The sequence below is a fragment of the Buchnera aphidicola (Cinara confinis) genome (genome assembly GCF_900128735.1).
In the GTDB taxonomy this organism is placed as follows: Bacteria; Pseudomonadota; Gammaproteobacteria; order Enterobacterales; family Enterobacteriaceae; genus Buchnera_F; species Buchnera_F aphidicola_L.
The window spans coordinates 286677-309449 of record NZ_LT667503.1 but is presented as its reverse complement, the minus strand read 5'-3'; the positions used below and the strand labels follow the sequence as shown (position 1 = coordinate 309449).

General features: G+C 24.3%; 21 protein-coding genes and 1 tRNA gene. 14 read left to right on the top strand and 8 right to left on the bottom strand.

The genetic code is table 11. The annotated features are described in order from the left end of the window. Positions 1–15 precede the first annotated feature (15 nt). From rimM to APCICONF2801_RS01305, 4 genes are all read right to left on the bottom strand, one after another. Positions 16–531 (bottom strand): ribosome maturation factor RimM, encoded by a 516-nt coding sequence (gene rimM / locus APCICONF2801_RS01320; protein ID WP_075432031.1) that lies wholly within the window; start codon positions 529–531, stop codon positions 16–18. After that, positions 524–790: a 30S ribosomal protein S16 gene (gene rpsP / locus APCICONF2801_RS01315; protein ID WP_075432029.1), complete on the bottom strand. Its 267-nt coding sequence runs from the start codon at positions 788–790 to the stop codon at positions 524–526. Before rpsP ends, rimM begins: the two co-directional genes overlap by 8 nt. Before the next feature lie 99 nt (positions 791–889). Further along, complete coding sequence (locus tag APCICONF2801_RS01310; RefSeq protein WP_075432027.1) at positions 890–2236, bottom strand: signal recognition particle protein; 1347 nt, start codon at positions 2234–2236, stop codon at positions 890–892. 146 nt (positions 2237–2382) lie between these two features. Then, positions 2383–3543 carry a prephenate dehydratase domain-containing protein gene (locus APCICONF2801_RS01305; protein ID WP_075432025.1) on the bottom strand — a complete coding sequence of 387 codons (1161 nt, stop codon included), beginning with the start codon at positions 3541–3543 and terminating at the stop codon, positions 2383–2385. Positions 3544–3888: 345 nt separating this feature from the next. Between APCICONF2801_RS01305 and rplM the strand changes: the two genes are divergently transcribed. Both rplM and rpsI read left to right on the top strand, forming a co-directional pair. After that, positions 3889–4317, top strand: coding sequence for a 50S ribosomal protein L13 (gene rplM / locus APCICONF2801_RS01300; RefSeq protein ID WP_075432023.1), 429 nt, complete (start codon positions 3889–3891; stop codon positions 4315–4317). A gap of 28 nt (positions 4318–4345) precedes the next feature. After that, the gene (gene rpsI, locus APCICONF2801_RS01295; protein WP_075432021.1) at positions 4346–4738 is read left to right on the top strand and encodes a 30S ribosomal protein S9; all 393 of its coding nucleotides are present in this window, start codon (positions 4346–4348) and stop codon (positions 4736–4738) included. A 210-nt stretch (positions 4739–4948) separates the two neighbouring features. Here rpsI and cgtA read toward each other — a convergent pair whose 3' ends face one another. The 4 genes from cgtA to APCICONF2801_RS01275 all read right to left on the bottom strand — a co-directional run bounded on the left by cgtA (position 4949) and on the right by APCICONF2801_RS01275 (position 7679). Continuing rightward, positions 4949–5959, bottom strand: a complete 1011-nt coding sequence (gene cgtA / locus APCICONF2801_RS01290) for an Obg family GTPase CgtA (RefSeq protein WP_075432019.1) — start codon at positions 5957–5959, stop codon at positions 4949–4951. Between the two features lie 97 nt (positions 5960–6056). After that, entirely contained in the window at positions 6057–6308 is a 252-nt protein-coding gene (gene rpmA, locus APCICONF2801_RS01285) for a 50S ribosomal protein L27 (RefSeq protein WP_075432017.1), read from the bottom strand. A gap of 11 nt (positions 6309–6319) precedes the next feature. Beyond that, positions 6320–6637: a 50S ribosomal protein L21 gene (gene rplU / locus APCICONF2801_RS01280; RefSeq protein ID WP_331712202.1), complete on the bottom strand. Its 318-nt coding sequence runs from the start codon at positions 6635–6637 to the stop codon at positions 6320–6322. Between the two features lie 781 nt (positions 6638–7418). Further along, entirely contained in the window at positions 7419–7679 is a 261-nt protein-coding gene (locus APCICONF2801_RS01275; protein WP_075432015.1) for a hypothetical protein, read from the bottom strand. Between the two features lie 490 nt (positions 7680–8169). Here APCICONF2801_RS01275 and greA point away from each other — a divergent pair, with 490 nt between their 5' ends. The 12 genes from greA (at position 8170) to APCICONF2801_RS01215 (ending at position 22731) form a co-directional block, all read left to right on the top strand. Further along, a complete protein-coding gene (gene greA, locus APCICONF2801_RS01270) occupies positions 8170–8631 on the top strand; it encodes a transcription elongation factor GreA (RefSeq protein ID WP_082252727.1) in 462 nt (153 codons plus the stop codon). A gap of 253 nt (positions 8632–8884) precedes the next feature. Continuing rightward, positions 8885–9514 carry an RlmE family RNA methyltransferase gene (locus tag APCICONF2801_RS01265; protein WP_075432011.1) on the top strand — a complete coding sequence of 210 codons (630 nt, stop codon included), beginning with the start codon at positions 8885–8887 and terminating at the stop codon, positions 9512–9514. Between the two features lie 53 nt (positions 9515–9567). Next, complete coding sequence (ftsH, locus tag APCICONF2801_RS01260; RefSeq protein WP_075432009.1) at positions 9568–11382, top strand: ATP-dependent zinc metalloprotease FtsH; 1815 nt, start codon at positions 9568–9570, stop codon at positions 11380–11382. A gap of 548 nt (positions 11383–11930) precedes the next feature. Beyond that, positions 11931–12164, top strand: coding sequence for a preprotein translocase subunit SecG (gene secG, locus APCICONF2801_RS02125; protein ID WP_075432008.1), 234 nt, complete (start codon positions 11931–11933; stop codon positions 12162–12164). 67 nt (positions 12165–12231) lie between these two features. Next, positions 12232–12318 (top strand) — tRNA-Leu (locus APCICONF2801_RS01250). Positions 12319–12584: 266 nt separating this feature from the next. Then, positions 12585–14075, top strand: a complete 1491-nt coding sequence (gene nusA, locus APCICONF2801_RS01245) for a transcription termination factor NusA (RefSeq protein ID WP_075432006.1) — start codon at positions 12585–12587, stop codon at positions 14073–14075. A 289-nt stretch (positions 14076–14364) separates the two neighbouring features. Beyond that, positions 14365–16617, top strand: a complete 2253-nt coding sequence (gene infB / locus APCICONF2801_RS01240) for a translation initiation factor IF-2 (RefSeq protein WP_075432005.1) — start codon at positions 14365–14367, stop codon at positions 16615–16617. Positions 16618–16671: 54 nt separating this feature from the next. Next, on the top strand, positions 16672–17025 hold the full coding sequence (rbfA, locus tag APCICONF2801_RS01235; RefSeq protein ID WP_075432003.1) for a 30S ribosome-binding factor RbfA: 354 nt from the start codon (positions 16672–16674) through the stop codon (positions 17023–17025). Between the two features lie 44 nt (positions 17026–17069). Then, positions 17070–18005 carry a tRNA pseudouridine(55) synthase TruB gene (gene truB, locus APCICONF2801_RS01230; protein ID WP_172800841.1) on the top strand — a complete coding sequence of 312 codons (936 nt, stop codon included), beginning with the start codon at positions 17070–17072 and terminating at the stop codon, positions 18003–18005. A gap of 70 nt (positions 18006–18075) precedes the next feature. Continuing rightward, complete coding sequence (gene rpsO / locus APCICONF2801_RS01225; protein ID WP_075432000.1) at positions 18076–18345, top strand: 30S ribosomal protein S15; 270 nt, start codon at positions 18076–18078, stop codon at positions 18343–18345. A gap of 221 nt (positions 18346–18566) precedes the next feature. Beyond that, a complete protein-coding gene (gene pnp, locus APCICONF2801_RS01220) occupies positions 18567–20657 on the top strand; it encodes a polyribonucleotide nucleotidyltransferase (RefSeq protein WP_075431998.1) in 2091 nt (696 codons plus the stop codon). Between the two features lie 313 nt (positions 20658–20970). Further along, a complete protein-coding gene (locus APCICONF2801_RS01215) occupies positions 20971–22731 on the top strand; it encodes a DEAD/DEAH box helicase (RefSeq protein ID WP_075431995.1) in 1761 nt (586 codons plus the stop codon). Positions 22732–22773: the final 42 nt, after the last annotated feature.

The following is a 22773-nucleotide window of genomic DNA, read 5'->3' as shown; positions in this document are numbered from 1 at the left end:
AATAATAAATAGATTTTATATTATCCATTGTGCAATAATGATTTTTTTTATCAGGTCAATTTTTTTAATAATATTAGGTATGATAAATGGTATATATATTATTTTTTTTTTTCTTTCTTTGTTTATTTTAACCATTAATAAATCATAAAAATGATTATTAATAATTTTAAAAATAACTCCTAAATATTGCGAGTTAATATCATACACATGACATGATAAGATATCATTCCAGTAGTATTCGTTTTTTTTTAAAATAGGAAGCGTCTTAGCTGGAATGATAATATTTTGTTTAGAAATTTTAAAAGCATTAGTACGATTTTCTACATTTTTAAAAAGAATAATAAAATCTTTTATGTGTTTTTTCCAAGATATCACATCTTTTTTTTGATATATGTCTTTTGAGGTATGAAACTTCCACGGAAAATAATTAAAAATATTTTTTTTAATTTCTGTAAAAGATATAATATGTAACCATCCAAAAATTCCGTATGGTTTATGAATTCTTCCTATAATAATGTTTTTTTTATTCATCTTTGTTATAAGATTTTTTTTTATTATATTTTTTTAGTAAATTTTTTACTCTATTAGATTTTTTTGCTCCATTTTTTAACCAATAACTTATTCTTTTGTTTATCAATTTTACTTTTCTATCTTCATTTTTTTCAAAAGGATTAAAAAAACCAAGTCGCTCAATAAATTTTCCGTTACGTGCTGAACGTATATCTGTTACTATGATTTGATAAAATGGTTTTTTTTTTGATCCGTGTCTTGCTAGTCTTATTTTAATCATTTTTTTTTCCAATAATTTTTATTATATTATAGTATAATATACTAAGAAGATAATTTTCAACAGTATTTTAAATAACATCAACAAAAATAAATAAATTTTTTATTTTATTAAATAATTTTTTATTCTTTGGAATATTTTTTTAGAACCTTGTTGTTTTATTGTTTTCATAACTTTTTTAAGAGTTTCAAATTGATTTAAATAAATATTAATTTCTTGTCTTGTTACTCCGGATCCCAAGGATATTCTTTTTTTTTGTGAACTTTTGATAATATAAGGATTTTTTTTTTCTTTTTTTGTCATGGAATTAATCATAGCTTCCATTTTAATTAATGATTTTTTATCAAAGGCACAAGCTGAAGTATTATTTATTAATTTTTGTATGGGTAGTTGAGTTAATAATGATGTAAAGCCACTAATTTTTTTCATTTGTTTTATATGAGTTAAAAAATCGTTTAAATTGAATTCTTCTTTTTTTTGAATTATTTTATTTAATTTTTGCGAGTCTTGATCATTTATTTGTATAGTTATTTTATCAATTATTGAGAGTATATCTCCCATTCCTAAAATTCTTTTTGCAATTCTTTCTGGATAAAATTTTTGTAGGTCATAAATTTTTTCTCCGTTTCCTATATATTTAATAGATTTTTGGGTTAAAAATTTTATTGATAAAGCGACGCCTCCTCGTGTATCGCTATCTAATTTGGTTAGAATTAACCCGGATAAAGAGAAATATTCATTAAATTTTTTTATAGAATGAATAGCATCTTGTCCAGTCATAGAATCAACAACTAATAATGTTTCTGTGGGTTTGGTATAATGATGTACCATTTGTAATTCTTGTATTTTTCTTTTTTCTGTATGTAATGTACCTGGAGTATCGATTAGTAATATATCATATGAATTTTGATTTGCGTATTTTATTGCTTTCTTAACGATTTTCAGGGGCGTTTCTGTATTTGAAGTAGAAAAAAAATGAGCTTCAGTTTTTTTAATTAACATGTCTAATTGTTTTAAAGCTGCAGGCCTATAGATATCAATTGAAGTAACTAAAATTTTTTTTTTATTTTTTTTACTAAAATAATAAGCTAATTTGGCAAGATTTGTTGTTTTTCCGGTGCCCGGTAAACCTATTACCATACCAATGGATATTTTTTTATTAGAAAATTGAAATTTTTCATGTTTTTTTCCTATAATTTGTACTAATTCGTTAAATACGATTTTTACTAAAGTTTGACCGGGAGTTAAGTTTTCATTTATTTTTTTTCCTAATGCTTTTTTTTTTATTGATTGACAAAAAGAGTCAATTACAATTAATGCTACATCGGCTTCAATGAGTGCGCAACGTACTTTATATAATGCATTTTTGATATTTTTTTTAGTTAAAATTCCTTGATGCGTGATATTTTTAAAAATATTTTTAATTTTTTTTGTTAGTTTTTCAAACATAGTAATCCTTGGTATTATTTTTTTTTTATTAATTTAGTTGCAATAAAAATTTTTTAATAAAAATTAAAAAATTCTTTATTTTTGATAATTTCTTTTTTAAAAAATATTTTTTCTTGATTTTTTTTTAAAAAGATTTTTTGACTGGTTTATTCAATATCTATTACTTTTTTTACAGTTTCGTAAGACCCTAGCGTATCTATTTTATTTATTTCTTTTTTAAAAATTTTTAAATAATTTTTTAGTATAGAGATATTAATAACTGAATCAACATCAAAATAATATGTTTCTTGATCGTTATTTTTAATATCAGGGTATTTTATGATATTTTCAAGATTTAAGTTTTTTTCTCTGAAAACATTTATGATATTTTTTATATTGAAATTATTATTTATAAAATTTATAAAAAATGTAGTTTTTTGAGATTTGTTTGGAATTATTTTTTTTTTCTTTTTTGATAATAGAATAAATCGAGTAATATTGTTTGGTTTATTGGATAAATTTTTTGCAAGTGTTTTTAAATTATATAGTTTTCCACCTTTTTTATTGCCGATGACTGCTACATGATGATCGTTTTTTAAAAAAATAGTTTGCATGGCTTTTGCGGTACTATTTGTGTAATTAATTTTCCAATGTGAAAAATTTTTTATAAATATACTGCATTGTTGTATAGGTTGTATGTGACTGTATATATTATTTATTTGAGAAAAATAAGTTCCCTTGACGGCTAGAAGACTATGTTTAATTTTTACATAAATTTCTTGAATAATATATAACTTTTGTTTTTGTAGTATTTTATAAGTTTCAGGAATTATACCTGCAATACTATTTTTAATAGGTAATAAAGCAAATTGACAGGTATTATTATGTAAACTTTTAATAATAGATTCAAACGTTAAACATTCATACTCTTTCAGAAAAAATTTTTTTTCTTTTAATAAAATATTAAAAAGTAGGTTAGAATATGATCCTTGAGGACCTAATACTGCGCAATTTATTTTTTTTTTATCTATATCTAATTTTTTAACTTTTTGATTCCATTCTTCTTGTATTTGAACTGAATTATTAATAATAGTCTTAAAGATTTTTGTAATATATTGATAATCAATATTTTTTTTTAAACAGAGTGTATATAATTTTTTAAATAATATATTTTCACGAATAGAATCGCGGATTTTTAATCCATAATTAATTTTTTTATTTATTATATCAATAGATAAGGATTGTCTTTGACTCAAAAGTGTAATAATTTTTTGGTCAATATAATTAATTTTATTTCGTAACAAGTCTAAGATATTTTTTTTATTCATTTATGGGATATCTCATTTTAATACGCTATTATTATTAATAGCTAATTTATTTTTAAATATATATATGATGTATGTTTATTATATTACATAATATTACTATGAAATAGAAAATAATTAATAGGTATTTTATTTAGATATTAAAACAAATATATCCTTTTTAAGGGTAAGATTTATGTGTAAATATATTTATTAAAAAAAATTTTTCTAGGTAGGTTTATATAAATATTTTTAGTAATTTAAATATATTTTTCTTTTATAATATTTAAAATATTATTTATTTTTTTTAATGTAAATAAATTATTTTTTATATTTTAATATAAATTTTTTTATTTTAGGTGATATTTTATGAAAAGCTTTTCAATAACTATTAAAAACGTTAAAAGATACTGGTATTATGTAGATGGAACTAATAAAATTTTAGGACGATTTGCTACAGAAATTGCAAAACGTTTGCGCGGAAAACATAAACCGGAATATACGCCGCATGTAGATACTGGAGATTATATCATAGTTCTTAATGCCTCAAAAATTATTGTTACTGGAAAAAAAGAAGTTAATAAAAAATATTATCATCATACAGGGTTTGTGGGAGGCTTAAAACAGTTTAATTTTAAATATATGATGGCTAATAATCCGGAACGTGTTATAGAAAAAGCAGTTAAAGGGATGTTACCTAAAGGTACTCTGGGAAAGTTAATGTTTAAAAAAATGAAAGTTTTTTCTTTAAATCAACATACTCATATTGCACAAAAACCAATATTTTTAGATATATAAATATCTTATAAGGATTTCTAAAAAAACTATGTCACAAATTATACATTATGGAACAGGTCGTCGTAAATGTTCTTCAGCGCGTATTTTTTTACGTATAGGAAAAGGAAATATTTTAATTAATAAAAGGTCTTTAGAGAGATATTTTAGTAGAAAAACCGCTTGTATGATAGTTAAACAGCCATTAGAATTAGTTGGCATGTTAAACAAATTTGATTTTTATATTACTGTAAAGGGAGGCGGAACATCTGGGCAAGCAGGAGCAATCCGTCAAGGTATAACTCGTGTGTTAATTAAATATAACGATACATTAAGAGCTAATCTCAGAGAGGCTGGTTTTGTAACACGAGATTCTCGTCAAGTTGAAAGAAAGAAATTTGGATTACGCAAAGCTCGTAAAAAACCTCAATTTTCTAAACGATAATTTGAAATTTATTAAATAATTAGAACCCGGGACAAAAAATACTCCGGGTTTTTTATAATAGATACATATTTAACTAAGCTTAATTATTTATCAATAAATAATATTTATTATATTAAAATATTTTTATACATTAATACATTATATTTTTATAAAAAATAATTTTTTTTTATTTCCTTAAAAACTATGCAGGATTCTTTTTCTCTTTTTTAATTATTTTTTTTTATATAAATATTTTATTATTTTTTCGCATAATTTATGAGTTCCTCTTTTTTCCTGAGAAGAAATAAAATAATATTTTTCTTGATGTTGAAATTTTTTTTTGATTTTATTTTTTATTTTTTTAAGATCTTGATGGTTTAACAAATCAATTTTATTAAAAATAAACCATTTTGTTTTTTTAGAAAGTAGTAAACTAAAATTTTCTATTTCTTTTAAAAGAATATTGATCTTTTTTATAAAATTAAATTCATTTAATAGAGATATATCTATTATATATAATAATAAGTGACAACGAAATAAATGTTTTAAAAATTTAAATCCTAGACCTATACCATAAGAAGCATTTTGGATAATTCCTGGAAGATCTGCAATCACAAATTTTTTTTTATCTTTAGTAATTACAGCACCTAAGACCGGGTGTAATGTTGTAAATGCATACGGTGCAATTTTTGTTTTTGAATTCGATATTGCTCTTACCAATGTTGATTTTCCAACATTTGGTAATCCTAGCGTTCCAACATCTGCGATAAGTAATAATTCTAATTTTATTTTTTTTTTTTCTCCCTTTTTACCTTTTGTTTTTTTTCTTGGTGTGCGGTTTACAGAAGATTTAAAATTTGTATTACCTAATCCTTTTTTTCCACCTTTTGCTATGAGAAAGGTCTGATGTTTTTGAATCATATCAACAATAATTTTTTTAGTATCGAAATCAAAAATTCTTGTTCCTAATGGAATTTTAATAAAAATATCACGCCCTTTTTTTCCGGAACTTTTAGAACTAAATCCATTTTTACCATGCTCTGCTTGATACGTTTTATTTATACGATAATCGATTAAAGAGTTCATATTAAGATCTATAATTAACCATACATTACCACCTTGACCACCATCTCCTCCATCAGGACCACCTTTGGGTATATATTTTTCTCTTCGAAAACTAATGCATCCATCTCCTCCGTTTCCAGCAGATAAGTTAATTATTGCAGAATCAACAAATTTCATTTTCTCTTTTCTCTTGAGCGGATTATTTTATAAGTAATATTTAATTTTTTTTATTAGTATATTTTTTTTATTTAATTAATTTTATAAAGTTTTTAGTTTATAAGACATGCACATATGTTTTTTTTATTTTTCCTTTTTTTTCAAATTTTATAAACCCACTTGAAATAGAAAACAATGTGTGGTCTTTTCCACATTTTACATTTTTTCCAGGATGAAATTTTGTTCCTCTTTGTTTAACGATTATATTTCCAGATAATACAAATTCTCCAGAATATTTTTTTATTCCTAATCTTTTAGATTTTGAATCCCTTCCATTTCGAGAAGAACCACCCGCTTTTTTATGCGCCATTTTTTTTCCTTTTAGTTTAAAATAATTTTTTCTATTGATATATCAGTATAATATTGTCTATGTCCTTGAGTTTTTTTATAATGTTTTCGACGATTAAATTTAATAATTTTTATTTTTTTTTCTCTTCCATGATTAATTATACGACCTTCAATAATTATATTACTTAAAATAGGTTTTCCTATTTGAGTTTTTCCATTTTTTGAGAATAAAATTACCTCATTAAATATTATTTTCTTTCCTTTTTCTTTTTGAATTTTTTCTAATCTAACTATTTCACCACATTTTATTTTGTATTGTTTATTTCTATCTATTAATATTGCGTACATCATAATATATTCCAAGATAATTATTGTTATTAAAAAATATCGAATACAAGATATCTGATTTTTATCATTTATATGTGATATTTCTCTTTTATTGTATATTTTTATAAATATTTAAAAAGTTATTCTTTTTTTTTAAAAAAATATAACTTTTTTTAAGAATCTTGCATAATAAAACTATATATTATATTTATCGTTTATTTAATAAAATTATAGTTATCATATTAATTTTATTTTTTTATTTCTAAAATTTTAAATAATAGTTAATATAAAGGTTTTTTTGGTAATGATGTATTTTAAAATATATTAAAATTATTTTTTAATATTGATTATATAATATTATGTTTAAGGTTGTTAAATGAATTAATGATTTCTTTTATTTATGAGTAATTTATAATTTTTTATTATAAGATAGAAATTATTTGAATTATTTTGGGTAGTTATGTCTTTTTATTTTTTTTATGTATAATTTTTTCTTGAAAATTAATACTTCTATTAATATGATTAATTTATTTTCATAAATTTTTTTTTTAAAAAAATTTTTATATGAACATGATTAAAAAAATTAATAGAATTATATCACTTTTTTTTCATGATTTATTAAGATATTATATATATTAATGATTTTTAAATATTTTTTATATCATAAAAATAATTTTTTTCAATTAAATTCACTCTTTTTTAGTACTAAAAAAATTCAATTTTTCATTTTTTTTACAGAAAGATTAATTTTTTTTATTGCATGGGATATCTATATTATATATTTTTGAGGTTTTTTTTAATCAAATCATTTATAGTGAGTAAATTTATTCAAATTTTTTTTCCATTCTAGAATAGAATATGTTTTAATTTTTACCGCATGGATTATTTTTTTTTCAAAATAAGGCATGAGTGGTTGATATATTAATTGTTGTTTAATAATAGTTTTTTTATTTTGAAAGATATTTCCTATTGCGGTGATCTCAATATTTTTTTCTATTCCCTGAATAAATATTTTATATAATTTTAATTTTTTTTTTAGTAAATCTGAAATTTCTTTATAGTTCATGTGATAATGATCTTCTTAATTTAATATATCAATTTTTAATTTTTTATTTGATAAAAATATTTTTATTACATATTTTCTATTAACACTAAGAATTTTTTACGTTTTTATCTATCTTTTATATTCTTTTTAAATAATTATATTATACATAAAATTATATTTTGATTATAATATAATTGCTATATATAAAGAATTTATTTTTAAAAATAAATTTTTTAATTGCTTATATTTATAATAGCACGTATACAAATTTTATTGTAAAGTAATCAAAAGTATTAATAAAAAAAAATTTATATATAACAGTTGTTTATATTTTTATTTTTTTTTTTTTTATTAAAAAAGACTCATATATAGTAGATAAATTAATTGAATTGTTTTAATATTAATTTATTAATTTTTTATTTATATATATTTTTTTTTAAATTATTTAACTATTGTATTTTGTTTTTCATTGTTTTTGCAGCGAGGTTTAAATTTAGTGAGTTATATCCCGATGACCATAAAAGGTTTTAATAAATTAAAAAAAGAACTAAAGAAGCTAAAAATTTTTAAAAGACCTCAAATTATTAATGCAATTTCTGAAGCGCGGAAATTAGGAGATCTTAAAGAGAATGCTGAATATCATGCTGCGCGTGAAGAGCAAAGTTTTTGTGAAAGTAGAATTCGATGTATTGAAGTAAAATTATCTCAAGCACAAGTTATTAACATTAAAAAAATTTTATATCGTAATTTAGTAATTTTTGGTTCTACAATAACAGTTTTGCAAATCTGTACAGATAATGTTTTTACATATACTATTGTAGGGGATGATGAAGCTAACTTTAAAAAAAAATCTATTTCTATTTATTCTCCATTGGCTAGAGGTTTAATTGGAAAAAAAAGGGGAGATAAGGTAGAAATCCAAACCCCTTCAGGTTTAATAAAGTATATTATTATAAAAATTGAATACATTTAATTCAAAAAAAATTTTTTATGAATACATGTCAATTCTTTTTTATCATTTTAGTAAGAGAAAAAACTTTCTATTTTTTACAGATTATAAATTTATAACTGTTTTAAAAAATAATTTTTATGTTTATTTCAATTATTTTTTAATGATTTAAATTCATTAAAACTATTTTTTAGAATAATGTCTTAATTTATTCATATACCTTTAAGATTTTAAAAATATTTTAAATTAATTATATATTTTTAATAAAAATATACCAATGAATATAAAACGTCGTACTAATAGTTCAAGAAATTGGTTATCTAGAAATTTTCGTGACCCATATATTAAAGAAAGAAATTCTAAAAATTTAAGAGCACGATCTTGGTTTAAGATTAAAGAAATTGATGATAAATATAATATATTTCAAATAGGAATGAATGTAATCGATTTAGGTTCCTCTCCTGGCGGATGGTCTGAATATTTACAAAAAAAAATTGGATTCTCCGGTCATATTTTAGCCTGCGATCTTTTACCTATGAGACCGTTGAAGAGGGTAATATTTTTAAAAGGAGATATTGCTGATTCGGTGATATTAAAAAAAATTGTTTCTATTTCGAAACAATATCATTGGAATGCAATTGTATCTGATATGTCGCCAAATATTAGCGGTTGCTCAATTATTGATAATTCGAAAGCATTTGATTTAAGTGATTCAGCAATTTATATCGCAGATCGTTTTTTATCAAGGAAAGGATACTTTATAATTAAGCTTTTTCAAGGAGGAGATTTTAATCAATATATAAAAAAGATTTATAATATCTTTGTAAAAGTAAAAATTTTTAAGCCAAATTCATCACGAGCTGGTTCTCGTGAAGTATTTATTATTGCTCATGGGCGTAAAATTTAATATTCCTATTTTTTTTACTATAGATTGTAATGTGAGGCTATCTTTTGAGTGACATGCTTAAAAACTTTATTTTGTGGTTTTTTTTAGGTATTACAATAATATCCGTATTTCAAAATGTAAGTTCTCATAATATTAATACCGATAATATTGATTATTCGACATTTTTATCAGAAGTAAATCAAGGTCAAATACGTGATACTTATATAAACGGAAAAATGATAAAAGTTACGAAAAAAGATTTAACACAATATACCACTTATATACCTACATATGACGTAAATCTTTTACATACACTTTTATTAAAAAATGTGAAAGTCGTTGGAGTTACTCCATTAAAACCTAATTTTATTTCTTCTTTAATGATTTCGTGGTTTCCAACTATATTATTAGTTGGTATATGGATATTTTTTATTAAACAAACGCAAGCAGGTAATGGAAAAGGAATTTTTTCTTTTGGAAAAAATAAAGCAAAAATGTTAGGTGAAAATGAAATTAAAACAACATTTTTAGATATTGCTGGTTGTAATGAAGCAAAAGAAGATGTTTTAGAATTAGTTTCTTATTTAAAAGAACCTAAGAAATTTCAAAAGTTAGGCGGTAAAATTCCAAAAGGAATACTTATGGTTGGACCTCCGGGTACAGGAAAAACATTATTAGCTAAAGCAATTGCAGGAGAAGCAAAAGTTCCTTTTTTTACTATTTCTGGTTCTGATTTTGTTGAGATGTTTGTAGGAATAGGGGCATCACGTGTTAGAGATATGTTTGAAAATTCTAGAAAATTTGCTCCATGTATTGTTTTTATAGATGAAATTGATGCTGTAGGGAGAAAACGTGGATCTTCGGGAGTAGGCGGAGGCCATGATGAAAGAGAACAGACATTGAATCAAATTTTAGTAGAAATGGATGGTTTTGATGGTAACCAAGGAGTAATAATTATAGCTGCTACTAATCGTCCAGATGTATTAGATCCGGCGCTTTTACGTCCAGGTCGATTTGATCGAAAAGTTATAATATCATTGCCTGATATTATTGGGCGTGAGGAAATTTTAAAGATTCATATGCGCAAAGTCCCATTATCTGAGGATGTGATCCCTAAGATAATTGCTAGGGGAACTCCGGGTTTTTCAGGGGCAGATTTAGCTAATTTAGTAAATGAATCAGCGTTATTAGCGGCACGTCAAAATCAAAGAATTGTAAAAATGGTAGATTTTGAAAAATCTAAAGATAAGATTATAATGGGATCAGAAAGAAGATCTATGGTCATGACTGAATTACAAAAAGAATTAATAGCTTATCATGAAGCGGGTCATGTAATTGTAGGACGTTTAGTTCCAGAGCATGATCCTGTTCACAAAGTTACTATTATACCTCGAGGTCACGCGTTAGGAGTAACTTTATTTTTGCCGGAAGAAGATGTTTTAAGTGTGAGTCGTCAAAAATTAGAAAGTCAAATTTCTACATTATATGGTGGACGATTAGCCGAAGAAATTATTTACGGATCTAAAAAAATATCTACAGGATCTTACAATGATATTAAAGTGGCCACGAATTTAGCTAAAAATATGATTACAAAATGGGGGTTTTCTGATAAATTAGGTCCACTTTTATATACAGAAGAAAATAATGAAATTTTTTCAGGAAATTTAATAGAACAAGCTAGAAAGATGTCTAATGAAACAGCATATATAATTGATAAAGAAGTACAATTATTAATTGATATCAATTATCAACGAGCTAAAAAATTATTACTTGAAAATTTAGATATCTTGCATGCTATGAAAGATGCGTTAATAAAATATGAAACTATTGATACCGCTCAAATTAATAATTTAATGTTACGAGAGTCTATTAATATTTCAAATAATTAAAATTTTTTTAGAGTTTTTTTTTAAAAAATAGGGCATTTAAAAAAATAAAAATTTATTGGAGAATTTTTTTTTAAAATTTGATTTATTTTAATATTATAAACACATAATTTTTTTTAGATTTCTGTCTATCTCTTGTATTGTTTTGAGATAGACAAACGTCATATATTTTTGATAATTTTATATATTTTTAAAATCAATTTTAATTGTAATATTAGATTGATTTATTAAATTTATTTTTTAATTTTATTTTAAAATAATATTGATAATTTTTTTAATGAATTTCTTTTTGATTTATTTTATTATTGTTATTTAATTGTAGATTATTTTTTTATATAAAAAATATTATTTTGATGATATATTACAATAATTCTTTAATAAAAATTTTTAATTTTAATATTCATTATAATTTTTTCAAAAGAAATATTATTTTACGTAGTACAATATAAAAATATTTAAAATACCATAAAGAAATTCTATAACTAGTTGTTTTTTATTTTTTTATTGATCTTTAATAGATAATTATTATTATTAAAAATTTGGTGTCTATTATGTATCGTTTTTTTTTAGTTTTGTTTTTTTTGATTTCTTTATTTTTACTTTTAGTAATTATTTTCCAGCCGACCGAAGGAAATGATTTTTCATCTTCGTCGAGTTCTAATCCGACTAAGCTATTTGTTAAAAAAATAAGAAATTCGACTATGGTTTTTTTGACGATGATTTTAGTAGTCTTATTTTTTTTAATAAACTTAATATTGTGCCGTTTTCATTCACATTATTTTTAAAATATAAATTATATACTTGATAAATTATTCTGTCAAAATAACTATTGTTTTTATTTTCTCTTAGAAAACCGAAGTGGTGAAATTGGTAGACACGCTATCTTGAGGAGATAGTGCCTAAAAAATGGGCGTGTGGGTTCAATTCCCACCTTTGGTATTTTTATATAGACTGTATTATAAAAATTATTTTTTTAAAGATTTTTTTTTACGTTAATGTTACGTAGAGTATTAAAATCTTTATTATTTTTAACTGAAATATTTTTAATTTTTAATTTTAATTAGTTTAATAATTATAATTATATAAATTTTTCTCATTAATAAAAAACCCCGAAGTGTCGGGGTTTTTTATTAATGAGAAAAATTACATAAATTTTTTTATTTTTTTTTTACCAAAGAAGATTATCTGAATTAAGGATAATGATTATGAATAAAGGAATCTTATCTGTGGTGGATGCGGTTTCCAATGAAAAATCGCTTCCACGAGAAAAAATTTTTGAAGCTTTAGAAAGTGCTTTAGCTATTGCTACTAAAAAAAAATATCAGAAAGATATAAATATTCGGGTTAATATTAATCGAAAAAATGGGATTGTAACAACATTTCGTAGATGGTTAGTTGTCAAAGTAGTTTTAAACCCTACAAAGGAAATTACATTAGAAGCAGCAAAATTTGAAGATAATACTATTCAATTATCTGATTATATTGAAGATCGTCTTAATTCTGTTACTTTTGATCGAATTACGACTCAAACTGCTAAACAAGTAATTGTTCAAAAAGTACGTGAAGCAGAAAGGGATATGATTATTGAAAAATTTCGAATTAAAAAAGATCGTATAGTTATTGGTATTATAAAAAAAATTAGTCGAGATTGTGTGGTTTTGGACCTTGGTAGTAATATTGAAGGATTAATGAAAAAAATAGAAATGTTACCTCGAGAAAATTTTAGAATTGGTGATCGAGTAAGAGGGATCTTACATAAAATATCTTCAGAAACAAGAAATGCACAATTATTTATTAGTCGTTCTGATCCTAAGATGTTAATTGAATTATTCCGTATAGAAGTTCCTGAAATTGGAGAAAAATTGATTGATATTAAAGCTATTGCACGTGATCCTGGTTCTAGGTCAAAAATTGCAGTTAAAACCAATGATAAACGAATTGATCCTGTTGGTGCATGTGTTGGAATGAGGGGAGCTCGTGTACAAGCAGTATCTAATGAATTATGCGGAGAACGTATTGATGTTATTTTATGGAATGAAGAATCTGAAAATTTTGTTATGAATGCCATGGCTCCAGCTGAAGTTTCAACTATTATAGTCGATAAAAATACTCATTCTATGGATATTGCAGTAGAAACCGGTAATTTAGCGCAGGCTATTGGACGAAATGGGCAAAACGTTCGTTTAGCATCACAATTGACTGGATGGGAATTAAATGTTATGACTGTAGATTCTTTAAATCAAAAAAATGGAAATAATTCTTATAAACCTTTAAGTATTTTAAAAGAATATTTAGATATTAATCAGGAAACTATTTCGGAACTTATAAAATGTGGATTTAGTTCTTTAAAATTAATTACTATTGCTACTTTGCCTGAATTATTTTCTGCGGTGAACATTAAACAGTGTGTATTAAAAAAAATTCAAAAATGTGCTCAAAATATTTTGAAAAGAAGTGAAAAAGAGCAAAAAAAAATATTTTTGGATAAATTGGTTTATAATAATTTTATTAAATTAAAAAATATTAATAACATTATTATTCGTGAATTAATGGAAAAAAAAATATATACATTAGAAAAATTAGCAGAACAAAGTATTGATGATTTAAGTAATTTGCATACCTTAAATAATCAACAAATAGGTGATTTGATTATGGAAGCAAGAAATATCTGTTGGTTTAAAAATAAAAATAATTAACTATAAAATTTATTTTTTAAAAAAAAAAGATTATGAAGAAAAAGCTATGTTAAAACAAAATAAATAGATCTATGATCTTTTTAATATAATGGAAAGATATATTTTTATACTGAAATTTATATTATATATTTAAGATTGTAATAAATTTTTAAAAAAAACTTTTTTATTTTTATTTTTTTTATTTATTATAAAATATTTTTTAATAAAAAGTATATTATATTATTAAAAAAATAAAAATATAATACAAATATTTAGCTTAAAAATATTTTTTTAAGAAAAACAAAAAGAGATGAAATTAATAGTGAAATCAAACAGTAAAAAAGATTTATCTAATAAAATAGAAAAAATATTTTCTAAAAAAAAAATAGAGTTATCTGATTCTAATCATAAAAAATGCACGGAAGTTAAAAATTCAAAAACGAAAAATTTAAGGAATTTTAAAAAAATTCAAAAGAATAATTTGCATGCTCATCATATTTCTCTAAGTTCTAACTCGATAAAAAAAAATCTTTCGTCTATTAAGACAGTATTGAAAATGAAAAAAAAGAATATTGTACAATCTATTCCTGTTAAAAAATATATTAGTAATATATCGGAAAATGAAAATATAGATAAATTAAAGAATCATAATGTAATGATAAAAAAAATTAAAAAAAGAAAAAGTAATAAATTTTTTGAAAAAAAAAAAATAACTAATAATGAAAAGAATGGAATTCGATTTGGAAAAAATTATAAATATCAAAAAAATAAACGATCTATATTACAGCAAATTTTTATTAAACCTAAAAAGTCATTTTCTCGGGATATTATAATTGGAGAATCTATATCGGTAGCTGAGTTAGCAAACAAAATGTCTATAAAAATTTCAATTATCATAAAAAATATAAAAAAAATGGGTATTGAAATAGAAGCTAATCAAGTTTTAGATAAAAAGACAGCTCAAATTATTTCTGAAGAAATGGGTCATAAAGTGATTTTTTATGTAGATAATGCGTTAGAAATTTCATTAATGCAAGATCGTGATGTTTGTATGAATAAAAAAAAAATTCGTGCGCCAGTTGTTACTATTATGGGTCATGTAGATCATGGAAAAACATCTCTTTTAGATTATATTCGGTCTACTAAAGTAGCATTAAATGAGGCGGGCAGTATTACTCAGCATATTGGAGCATATCATGTTTCTACACCGAACGGAATTATTACTTTTCTAGATACTCCAGGTCATGCTGCTTTTACGTCTATGAGAGCAAGAGGTGTAGCTGTAACAGATATTGTTGTTTTAATTGTAGCAGCTGATGATGGAATCATGCCTCAAACAATTGAAGCTATACAGCATGCGCAATCCGCTAAAGTACCTGTTATTGTCGCTATTAATAAAATAGATAAGATTGGTATAAACATTTTAAAAATTAAAAAAGAACTAATTAAACATTCGATAATTGCCGAAGATTGTGGGGGTGAAAATATATTTGTGCCGATTTCTGCTAAAACTGGGTTTGGAATTGATCATTTATTGGATTCCATTCTTTTACAGGCGGAAATGTTAGAATTAAGAGCGGAATATGATTGTATGGCTTCTGGTATTGTTATTGAATCTTTTTTAGATAAAGGTTGTGGTCCTATTGCTACTATTTTAATACAAGAAGGTACATTAAAAGTAGGTGATATTGTGATTTGTGGTTTAGAATATGGAAAAATTAAAGCTATTCGCAATGAACTTCATATACATGTGGCTTCTGCTGGACCTTCGATCCCTGTAGAGATCTTGGGTTTGTCAGGAATTCCAAGTACCGGAGATATATTAAGTGTAGTAAGAAATGAAAAAAAAGCTCGAGAAGTAGCTTTATATCGTCAAAGAAAATTTCGTGATATTAAATTATCTGATAATAAAAATGTTAATATAGAAAACTTATTTCATAATATTAGTGCTTCTAAAGAAATATCAGAATTAAATATTATTTTAAAGGCAGATGTACAAGGTTCTTTAGAAGCAATTAAAGAAGCTTTAAAAAATTTATCAAATGAATCTATATCAGTGAATATCGTTACTGCAGGAGTGGGTGCAATAACTGAATCTGATGCCACCTTATGCGCTACTTCTTTTGCTATATTAATTGGATTTAATGTGCGAGCTGATATATTGGCTAAACGTATTATAGAAAAAGAAAGACTAGATTTACGTTATTATTCTGTAATTTATAATTTAATTGATGATGTTAAAACTGCTATGTTAGGATTGTTAAAACCAATATATAAACAAAATATCATTGGTTTAGCAGAAGTTCGTAATGTTTTTAAATCTCCAAAATTTGGATTAATTGCAGGTTGTATGGTAATTGAAGGTATAATCAAGCGTATGAATCCTATTCGTGTATTAAGAAATAACATTGTAATATATGAAGGAGAATTAGAATCATTACGTCGTTTTAAAGAAGATATTAATGAAGTTCGGAATGGAATAGAATGTGGTATTGGTATTAAGAATTATAATAATGTTCAGATTGGAGATATTATTGAAGTTTTTCAAATTACAGCAACTTAAGTAATATATTTTATTATAAAATAAGAAAATTATATATTTATTAGGGTTAATTGTATGTTAAAAACATTTAATCGTGCTATGCGATTAGAGCAATGTTTACATAAAGAAATCGCTATTATTGTTAGAAATTTTTTACGTGATCCACGAATTTACTCGTGTGTTACAATTTTAGAGGTGAAATTATCTTCAGATTTAAATTATGCAAAAATTTTTTTTACGTCTTTAAATCTTAAAGATAGTCAAAGAAATCATTTATTAACGCGTATTTTACAAAAATCATCAGGTTTTATTCGTTTCCATCTTGGAAAAACAATATATTTACGTACTATTCCGAAATTATTTTTTATTTATGACGATTCATTTTTACAAGGTATAACTATTTCCAAAATTTTAAGAGATAATTTATAGAATTTATTTTAAGTTTAAAAAGATTTTATACAGGACTGTTAATTTTGTTAAAAAAATACAATGATATTCATGGAGTATTATTATTAAATAAACCGCGGGGATTATCTTCAAATATTATTTTGCAACAGATAAAAAAATTTTTTTTTGTGAAAAAAGCTGGTTTTTCTGGTTGTTTAGATCCTTTAGCGACTGGCATGTTACCAATCTGTTTTGGTTATGCTACAAAATTTTCTAAATATTTGACGAATTCTGTTAAATATTATAATGTTATTGCAAAATTAGGACAAGTTACAACAACTGGAGATGTTACTGGAAAAATTATAAAAAATTATAATGTTAATATACATCTTAATAATATAATACAAACATTAAAAACTTTTCATGGTATTATACAACAAGTCCCACCCATGTATTCTGCTGTTAAATATAAAGGCAAACCATTATATAAGTATGCTAGACGCGGAGTAACTGTTTCTCGTTTATCACGTAAATTAATTATTTATTATATTAAATTAATTCAATATAGAGGTAATTTTTTAGAATTAAAAATTAAGTGTTCAAAAGGAACCTATATTCGAACTTTAATTCACGATATTGGTAAAATATTAAAATGCGGAGCTCATGTAATTTTTTTAAAAAGAATTCAAATTGGACCATATATTGAATCACAGTTGATAAATTTTTCAGATATTGTATGTAAAAAAAATAAATTTAATACAAAAAAGGATTCTTTAGTGCATAATTATTCACTAATATTACCAATTCAATCTTTTTTTTCTCAATATCCGATTATTCAATTATCAAATTTAGATTCTATTCGTTTTCAAAAAAAGTTATATATTTTTTTATCACATATATCTATAAAAAAATCATTATTTGTCGTTACTAATAAAAATAATGTTTTTTTAGGTATTGGTAGATTAAATAATTTAGGTATATTAATACCGGAATGTGTATTAAAAAATATTTTATTTTCGTAAGATGATATTATAATAATTATTATTTTTTTATGAAATTAACATTTTTATGTTATAAAAATATGAGGTTTTTATGTTATTACTAACGTTAAAAAATAAAGAGATAATTAAAAAATATAGAGAAAATGATAAAAATACTGGGGGTTCTGAAATTCAAATAATCTTTTTAACTGAAAAAATAAATTATTTACAAAAGCATTTTTCAGTTCATAAAAAGGATCATTGTGGCCGAAGAGGATTATTAAATATGGTTTCCCGTCGTCGAAAATTATTAAATTATATAAAATCTAAAAAACGTCAAAATTATGTTGATTTAATTCAACAGCTCGGTTTACGTTATTAGAGAATTCAGTATAATTATTTTTATTATCAAGTAATTTCTCTATGTACAGAAAAGGGCTGTTTTAGCTCTTTTCTTTTCTTAGATACATTTCAAAGTTTATATAATTAAAATATGTAAAATCTTTTTTATTTTTTTTAAAAAAGATATTATTAGATAAATACTATTTTTTTGTAAAGAAGATATGATTTTAATCTATCAAGTTTTATATTAAGGATATAATTTTGTTAAACCCTATCATTCATAAATTTCAATACGGTCAAAATATTATTACATTAGAAACAGGTTTAATTGCTAGACAGGCTACAGCATCTGTTTTAGCGAGTATGGATGATACTTCGGTATTAGTAACAATAGTGAGTGAAGATAACGTTTTAGAAGGACAAAAATTTTTTCCTTTGGTTGTTAATTATCAAGAACGCGCTTATTCTGTTGGACGAATTCCGGGAGGCTTTTTCCGAAGAGAAGGTAGACCCAGTGAAAATGAAATATTAGTTTCACGATTAATAGACCGTCCTGTCAGACCACTCTTTTCAAAAGATTTTTTAAATGAAGTTCAAATTATTGTGACTGTTATTTCTGTTAATCCACAAGTTAATCCAGATATTATTTCTATAATAGGTGTTTCCTCAGCTCTTTGTTTATCTGGTCTACCTTTTTTGGGTCCTATAGGAGCTGCTCGAGTAGGTTATTTGAATAATCAATATTTCTTAAATCCTACGACTGACTTTATTAAGAAAAGTTTATTAGATTTGGTTGTCTCAGGAACACAAGAATCAATTCTTATGGTAGAAGCTGAAGCTCATATATTATCTGAACAAGAAATATTAAATGGTATTTTATATGGACATGAAAAGCAAAAAAAATTAATTAAAAATATCCTTATATTTTCTGAAAAATCTAATAAAATTCCTAATACTCAGTTTCATTCTTTAAAAAAAAATATTGAATTATATCAATTAGTTTCAGATAGTGTAAAATCAAAAATTGATAAGGCTTACCGAGTTTTTAGCAAAAAAGAAAGACAAAAAAAATTAAATAAAATTAAGAAAAAATTTATTGAAAATTTTTTATCACAGAATGTAAATTTTAGTCAGAATCAAATTGAAGAAAATTTATATTTATTAGAAAGAAATATAATACGCCATCGTTTATTAAATGGTCACGTTAGAATTGATGGTCGTATGTATGATGAAATACGTCCGATTGATGTACGAACAGGAATTTTATCGCGAGCTCATGGTTCTTCTTTATTTACTAGAGGAGAAACGCAAGCTTTAGTATCTGTAACATTAGGAACATCACGTGATGCTCAAAATTTAGATGATTTATTGGGGGATCGTACAGATAATTTCTTATTTCATTATAATTTTCCACCATATGCTGTTGGAGAAATAGGTGTTGTAGGTTCACCTAAAAGAAGAGAAATAGGTCATGGTAAATTAGCAAAAAGGAGTTTATTAGCTGTTATGCCCACCATTGAAGAATTTCCGTATACTGTTCGTTTAGTTTCTGAAATCACAGAATCTAATGGTTCATCATCAATGGCATCGGTTTGCGGAGGTTCATTAGCATTAATGGATGCTGGTGTTCCGATTAAATATTCTATTGCTGGTATTGCTATGGGTTTAATTAAAGATGATCATTCATATGTTATTTTATCTGATATTTTAGGAGATGAAGATTATTTAGGTGATATGGATTTTAAAGTGGCCGGTAGTAGGTTAGGTATTACAGCGTTACAAATGGATATAAAAATTTCCGGTGTTAATTTTAAAATAATAGAAGATTCATTAAATCAAGCAAAATTAGCTAGACTAAAAATTTTAGATATTATGGCGCATTTAATAAAAATTCCAAGAAAAGAAATTTCAAGATTCGCGCCAAGAATACATACAATTAAAATTAGCCCGGAAAAAATAAAAGATGTTATAGGAAAAGGCGGTTCAGTGATACGTATGTTAACTGAAGAAACAGGAACGATTATTGAAATAAAAGATGACGGTACAGTAAAAATATCTGCTACTATTGAAGAAAAAGCAAAACATGCTATTCGTCGTATTGAAGAAATTACTGCCGAAGTTAAAGTAGGTAAAATATATTCGGGAAAAGTAGTTCGAATTTTAGAATTTGGTGCATTTGTTTCTATTGGTTTAGGTAAAGAAGGTTTAATACATATTTCGCAAATTTCTAAAAAAAGAGTTTTAAAAGTGATTGATCACCTTAAATTAGACCAAATTATTTTGGTAAAAGTTTTAGAAATTGATAGACAAGGAAGATTACGTTTAAGTATGAAGGACATAAAAGAAAATTAATTTTATAAATATAGTTACCGGGATATTTTAAGGAAGAAAGATAGTTGAGGGTATATTTTTTTAGAATAGGCTTTAGAAATACTATCTTCCTAAACTATTTTGTTGTATAATGAATTTTTATTATAAAGTTTTATAAAAACATAACATTCTAATATTAAATATTTTTTATAACAAAAAAATAAATTATTTTTTAAAAATATTTATATAAATCCAATTTCAGCCGGTTTATACTTTCTAATGAAGATAAATATAAATTTTTATCGCGAGTTATGTAGTTTACTGGCCATAGTTATATAAGAGGCTTACGTACTACATGACTCAAATTCATAATTCATTTTCAATATTTGGTTTAAATTCTCTACTATTAAAATCTTTAGATGATTTAGAGTATCAAAAGCCATCTCCGATTCAGTCTGCTTGTATTCCTCACTTATTATTAGGAAAAGATGTATTAGGAATGGCTCAAACAGGAAGCGGTAAGACTGCTGCATTCGCTTTACCATTGTTACATAATATAAAAGCAGTTTTAAAATTTCCACAAATTTTAGTTTTAACTCCTACTCGTGAGTTAGCTGTTCAAGTTGCGGAGGCATTTTCAGAATTATCCAAATATATGCATGGTATTCATGTTTTACCTTTATATGGCGGTCAAAAATATGAAGTTCAGCTAAGATTATTACGTCAAGGACCTCAAATTGTAGTGGGTACACCAGGTCGGTTGTTGGATCATTTAAAAAGAGGCACATTAAGTTTAACACATTTAAAAAGTCTTGTTTTGGATGAAGCAGATGAAATGTTACGCATGGGTTTTATTGAAGATGTAGAAAATATTATGTCTAAAATTCCTAAAAAACATCAAACTGCTTTATTTTCTGCTACTATGCCTGAAATTATTCGTAGAATTTCAAAACGTTTTATGGTTAAACCGATAGAAATAAAAATTCAATCAACGGGAATTACCAGACCAAATATTCAACAAAGTTATTGGCTAGTTTATGGAAAAAAGACTGAAGCATTAATTCGATTTTTAGAAATGGAAGATTTTTCTGCTACTATTATTTTTGTAAAAACTAAAAATTCTACTTTAGAAGTAGCTGAAGTTTTAGAAAAAAACGGATATAACTGTGCGGCTCTAAATGGTGATATGAATCAGTCGTTAAGAGAACAAACTTTAGATAGATTAAGAAGTGGAAAACTCGATATTTTAATTGCTACAGATGTTGCGGCGCGCGGGTTAGATGTAGATCGAATTAGTTTTGTAATCAATTATGATATCCCCATGGACGCAGAATCGTATGTTCATCGTATAGGTCGAACAGGACGAGCGGGTCGGACCGGAAAGGCTTTATTATTTGTAGAACATCGTGAACGTAGATTATTACGTAATATTGAAAGAATTGTAAAATTAATTATACCCGAAGTCATTTTACCAAAAAGTGAAGTATTGAGTCAACGGAGACTTCAAAAATTTTCTGAAAAAATACAAAGAGAACTTGACAGTTCTGATTTAGAAAAATATCGTTTATTATTACCAAAATTAAAATTAAAAGTACCGTTAAATTTTGAAAAATTATCCGCTGCATTATTAAAATTAGCTCAAGGCGAAAGACCTTTAATCGTAGAGCCTGATAAAAAAATATTATCTTCTTTAAGAAATCATAATCCTTCTTTTATGTATGCCGGTCATCGTAAAAAAAACACTACAACATTAGATCGTCGATCGCGTTCAATGATAAAAGAATTTCATAAAAAAGATGGAATTACTCAGGTTTTTCGTATTGAAATAGGTAAAAATGATGGAATCGAAGCACGACATATTGTAGGCGCAATTGCTAATGAAGGAAATATTAGTAGTCAAAAAATTGGAAATATTAGACTTTATTCGGATTATTCTATTGTTGAATTACCTAAAAATATTTCAAATAGTTTGTTAAATCATTTGTCTCGCACTCGTATATTAAATAAACGGATGGGTATTAAGCGTATTAATTATATTAAATTGAATAATCCAAGAAAAGTATATACTCGTCGAGTAGGAAGCAATTTAAAAGCAAATAAATTTAAAAAGAATTAAATTTTTTTATAAATATATTTATTAAAATATATATATCATTAA

Bases quoted from the DNA above. Each gene is read 5' to 3' on its own strand.
- rimM (WP_075432031.1), bottom strand. From the start codon at position 531: ATGAATAAAAAAAACATTATTATAGGAAGAATTCATAAACCATACGGA.
- rpsP (WP_075432029.1), bottom strand. From the start codon at position 790: ATGATTAAAATAAGACTAGCAAGACACGGATCAAAAAAAAAACCATTT.
- APCICONF2801_RS01310 (WP_075432027.1), bottom strand. From the start codon at position 2,236: ATGTTTGAAAAACTAACAAAAAAAATTAAAAATATTTTTAAAAATATC.
- APCICONF2801_RS01305 (WP_075432025.1), bottom strand. From the start codon at position 3,543: ATGAATAAAAAAAATATCTTAGACTTGTTACGAAATAAAATTAATTAT.
- rplM (WP_075432023.1), top strand. From the start codon at position 3,889: ATGAAAAGCTTTTCAATAACTATTAAAAACGTTAAAAGATACTGGTAT.
- rpsI (WP_075432021.1), top strand. From the start codon at position 4,346: ATGTCACAAATTATACATTATGGAACAGGTCGTCGTAAATGTTCTTCA.
- cgtA (WP_075432019.1), bottom strand. From the start codon at position 5,959: ATGAAATTTGTTGATTCTGCAATAATTAACTTATCTGCTGGAAACGGA.
- rpmA (WP_075432017.1), bottom strand. From the start codon at position 6,308: ATGGCGCATAAAAAAGCGGGTGGTTCTTCTCGAAATGGAAGGGATTCA.
- rplU (WP_331712202.1), bottom strand. From the start codon at position 6,637: ATGATGTACGCAATATTAATAGATAGAAATAAACAATACAAAATAAAA.
- APCICONF2801_RS01275 (WP_075432015.1), bottom strand. From the start codon at position 7,679: ATGAACTATAAAGAAATTTCAGATTTACTAAAAAAAAAATTAAAATTA.
- greA (WP_082252727.1), top strand. From the start codon at position 8,170: ATGACCATAAAAGGTTTTAATAAATTAAAAAAAGAACTAAAGAAGCTA.
- APCICONF2801_RS01265 (WP_075432011.1), top strand. From the start codon at position 8,885: ATGAATATAAAACGTCGTACTAATAGTTCAAGAAATTGGTTATCTAGA.
- ftsH (WP_075432009.1), top strand. From the start codon at position 9,568: ATGCTTAAAAACTTTATTTTGTGGTTTTTTTTAGGTATTACAATAATA.
- secG (WP_075432008.1), top strand. From the start codon at position 11,931: ATGTATCGTTTTTTTTTAGTTTTGTTTTTTTTGATTTCTTTATTTTTA.
- nusA (WP_075432006.1), top strand. From the start codon at position 12,585: ATGAATAAAGGAATCTTATCTGTGGTGGATGCGGTTTCCAATGAAAAA.
- infB (WP_075432005.1), top strand. From the start codon at position 14,365: ATGAAATTAATAGTGAAATCAAACAGTAAAAAAGATTTATCTAATAAA.
- rbfA (WP_075432003.1), top strand. From the start codon at position 16,672: ATGTTAAAAACATTTAATCGTGCTATGCGATTAGAGCAATGTTTACAT.
- rpsO (WP_075432000.1), top strand. From the start codon at position 18,076: ATGTTATTACTAACGTTAAAAAATAAAGAGATAATTAAAAAATATAGA.
- APCICONF2801_RS01215 (WP_075431995.1), top strand. From the start codon at position 20,971: ATGACTCAAATTCATAATTCATTTTCAATATTTGGTTTAAATTCTCTA.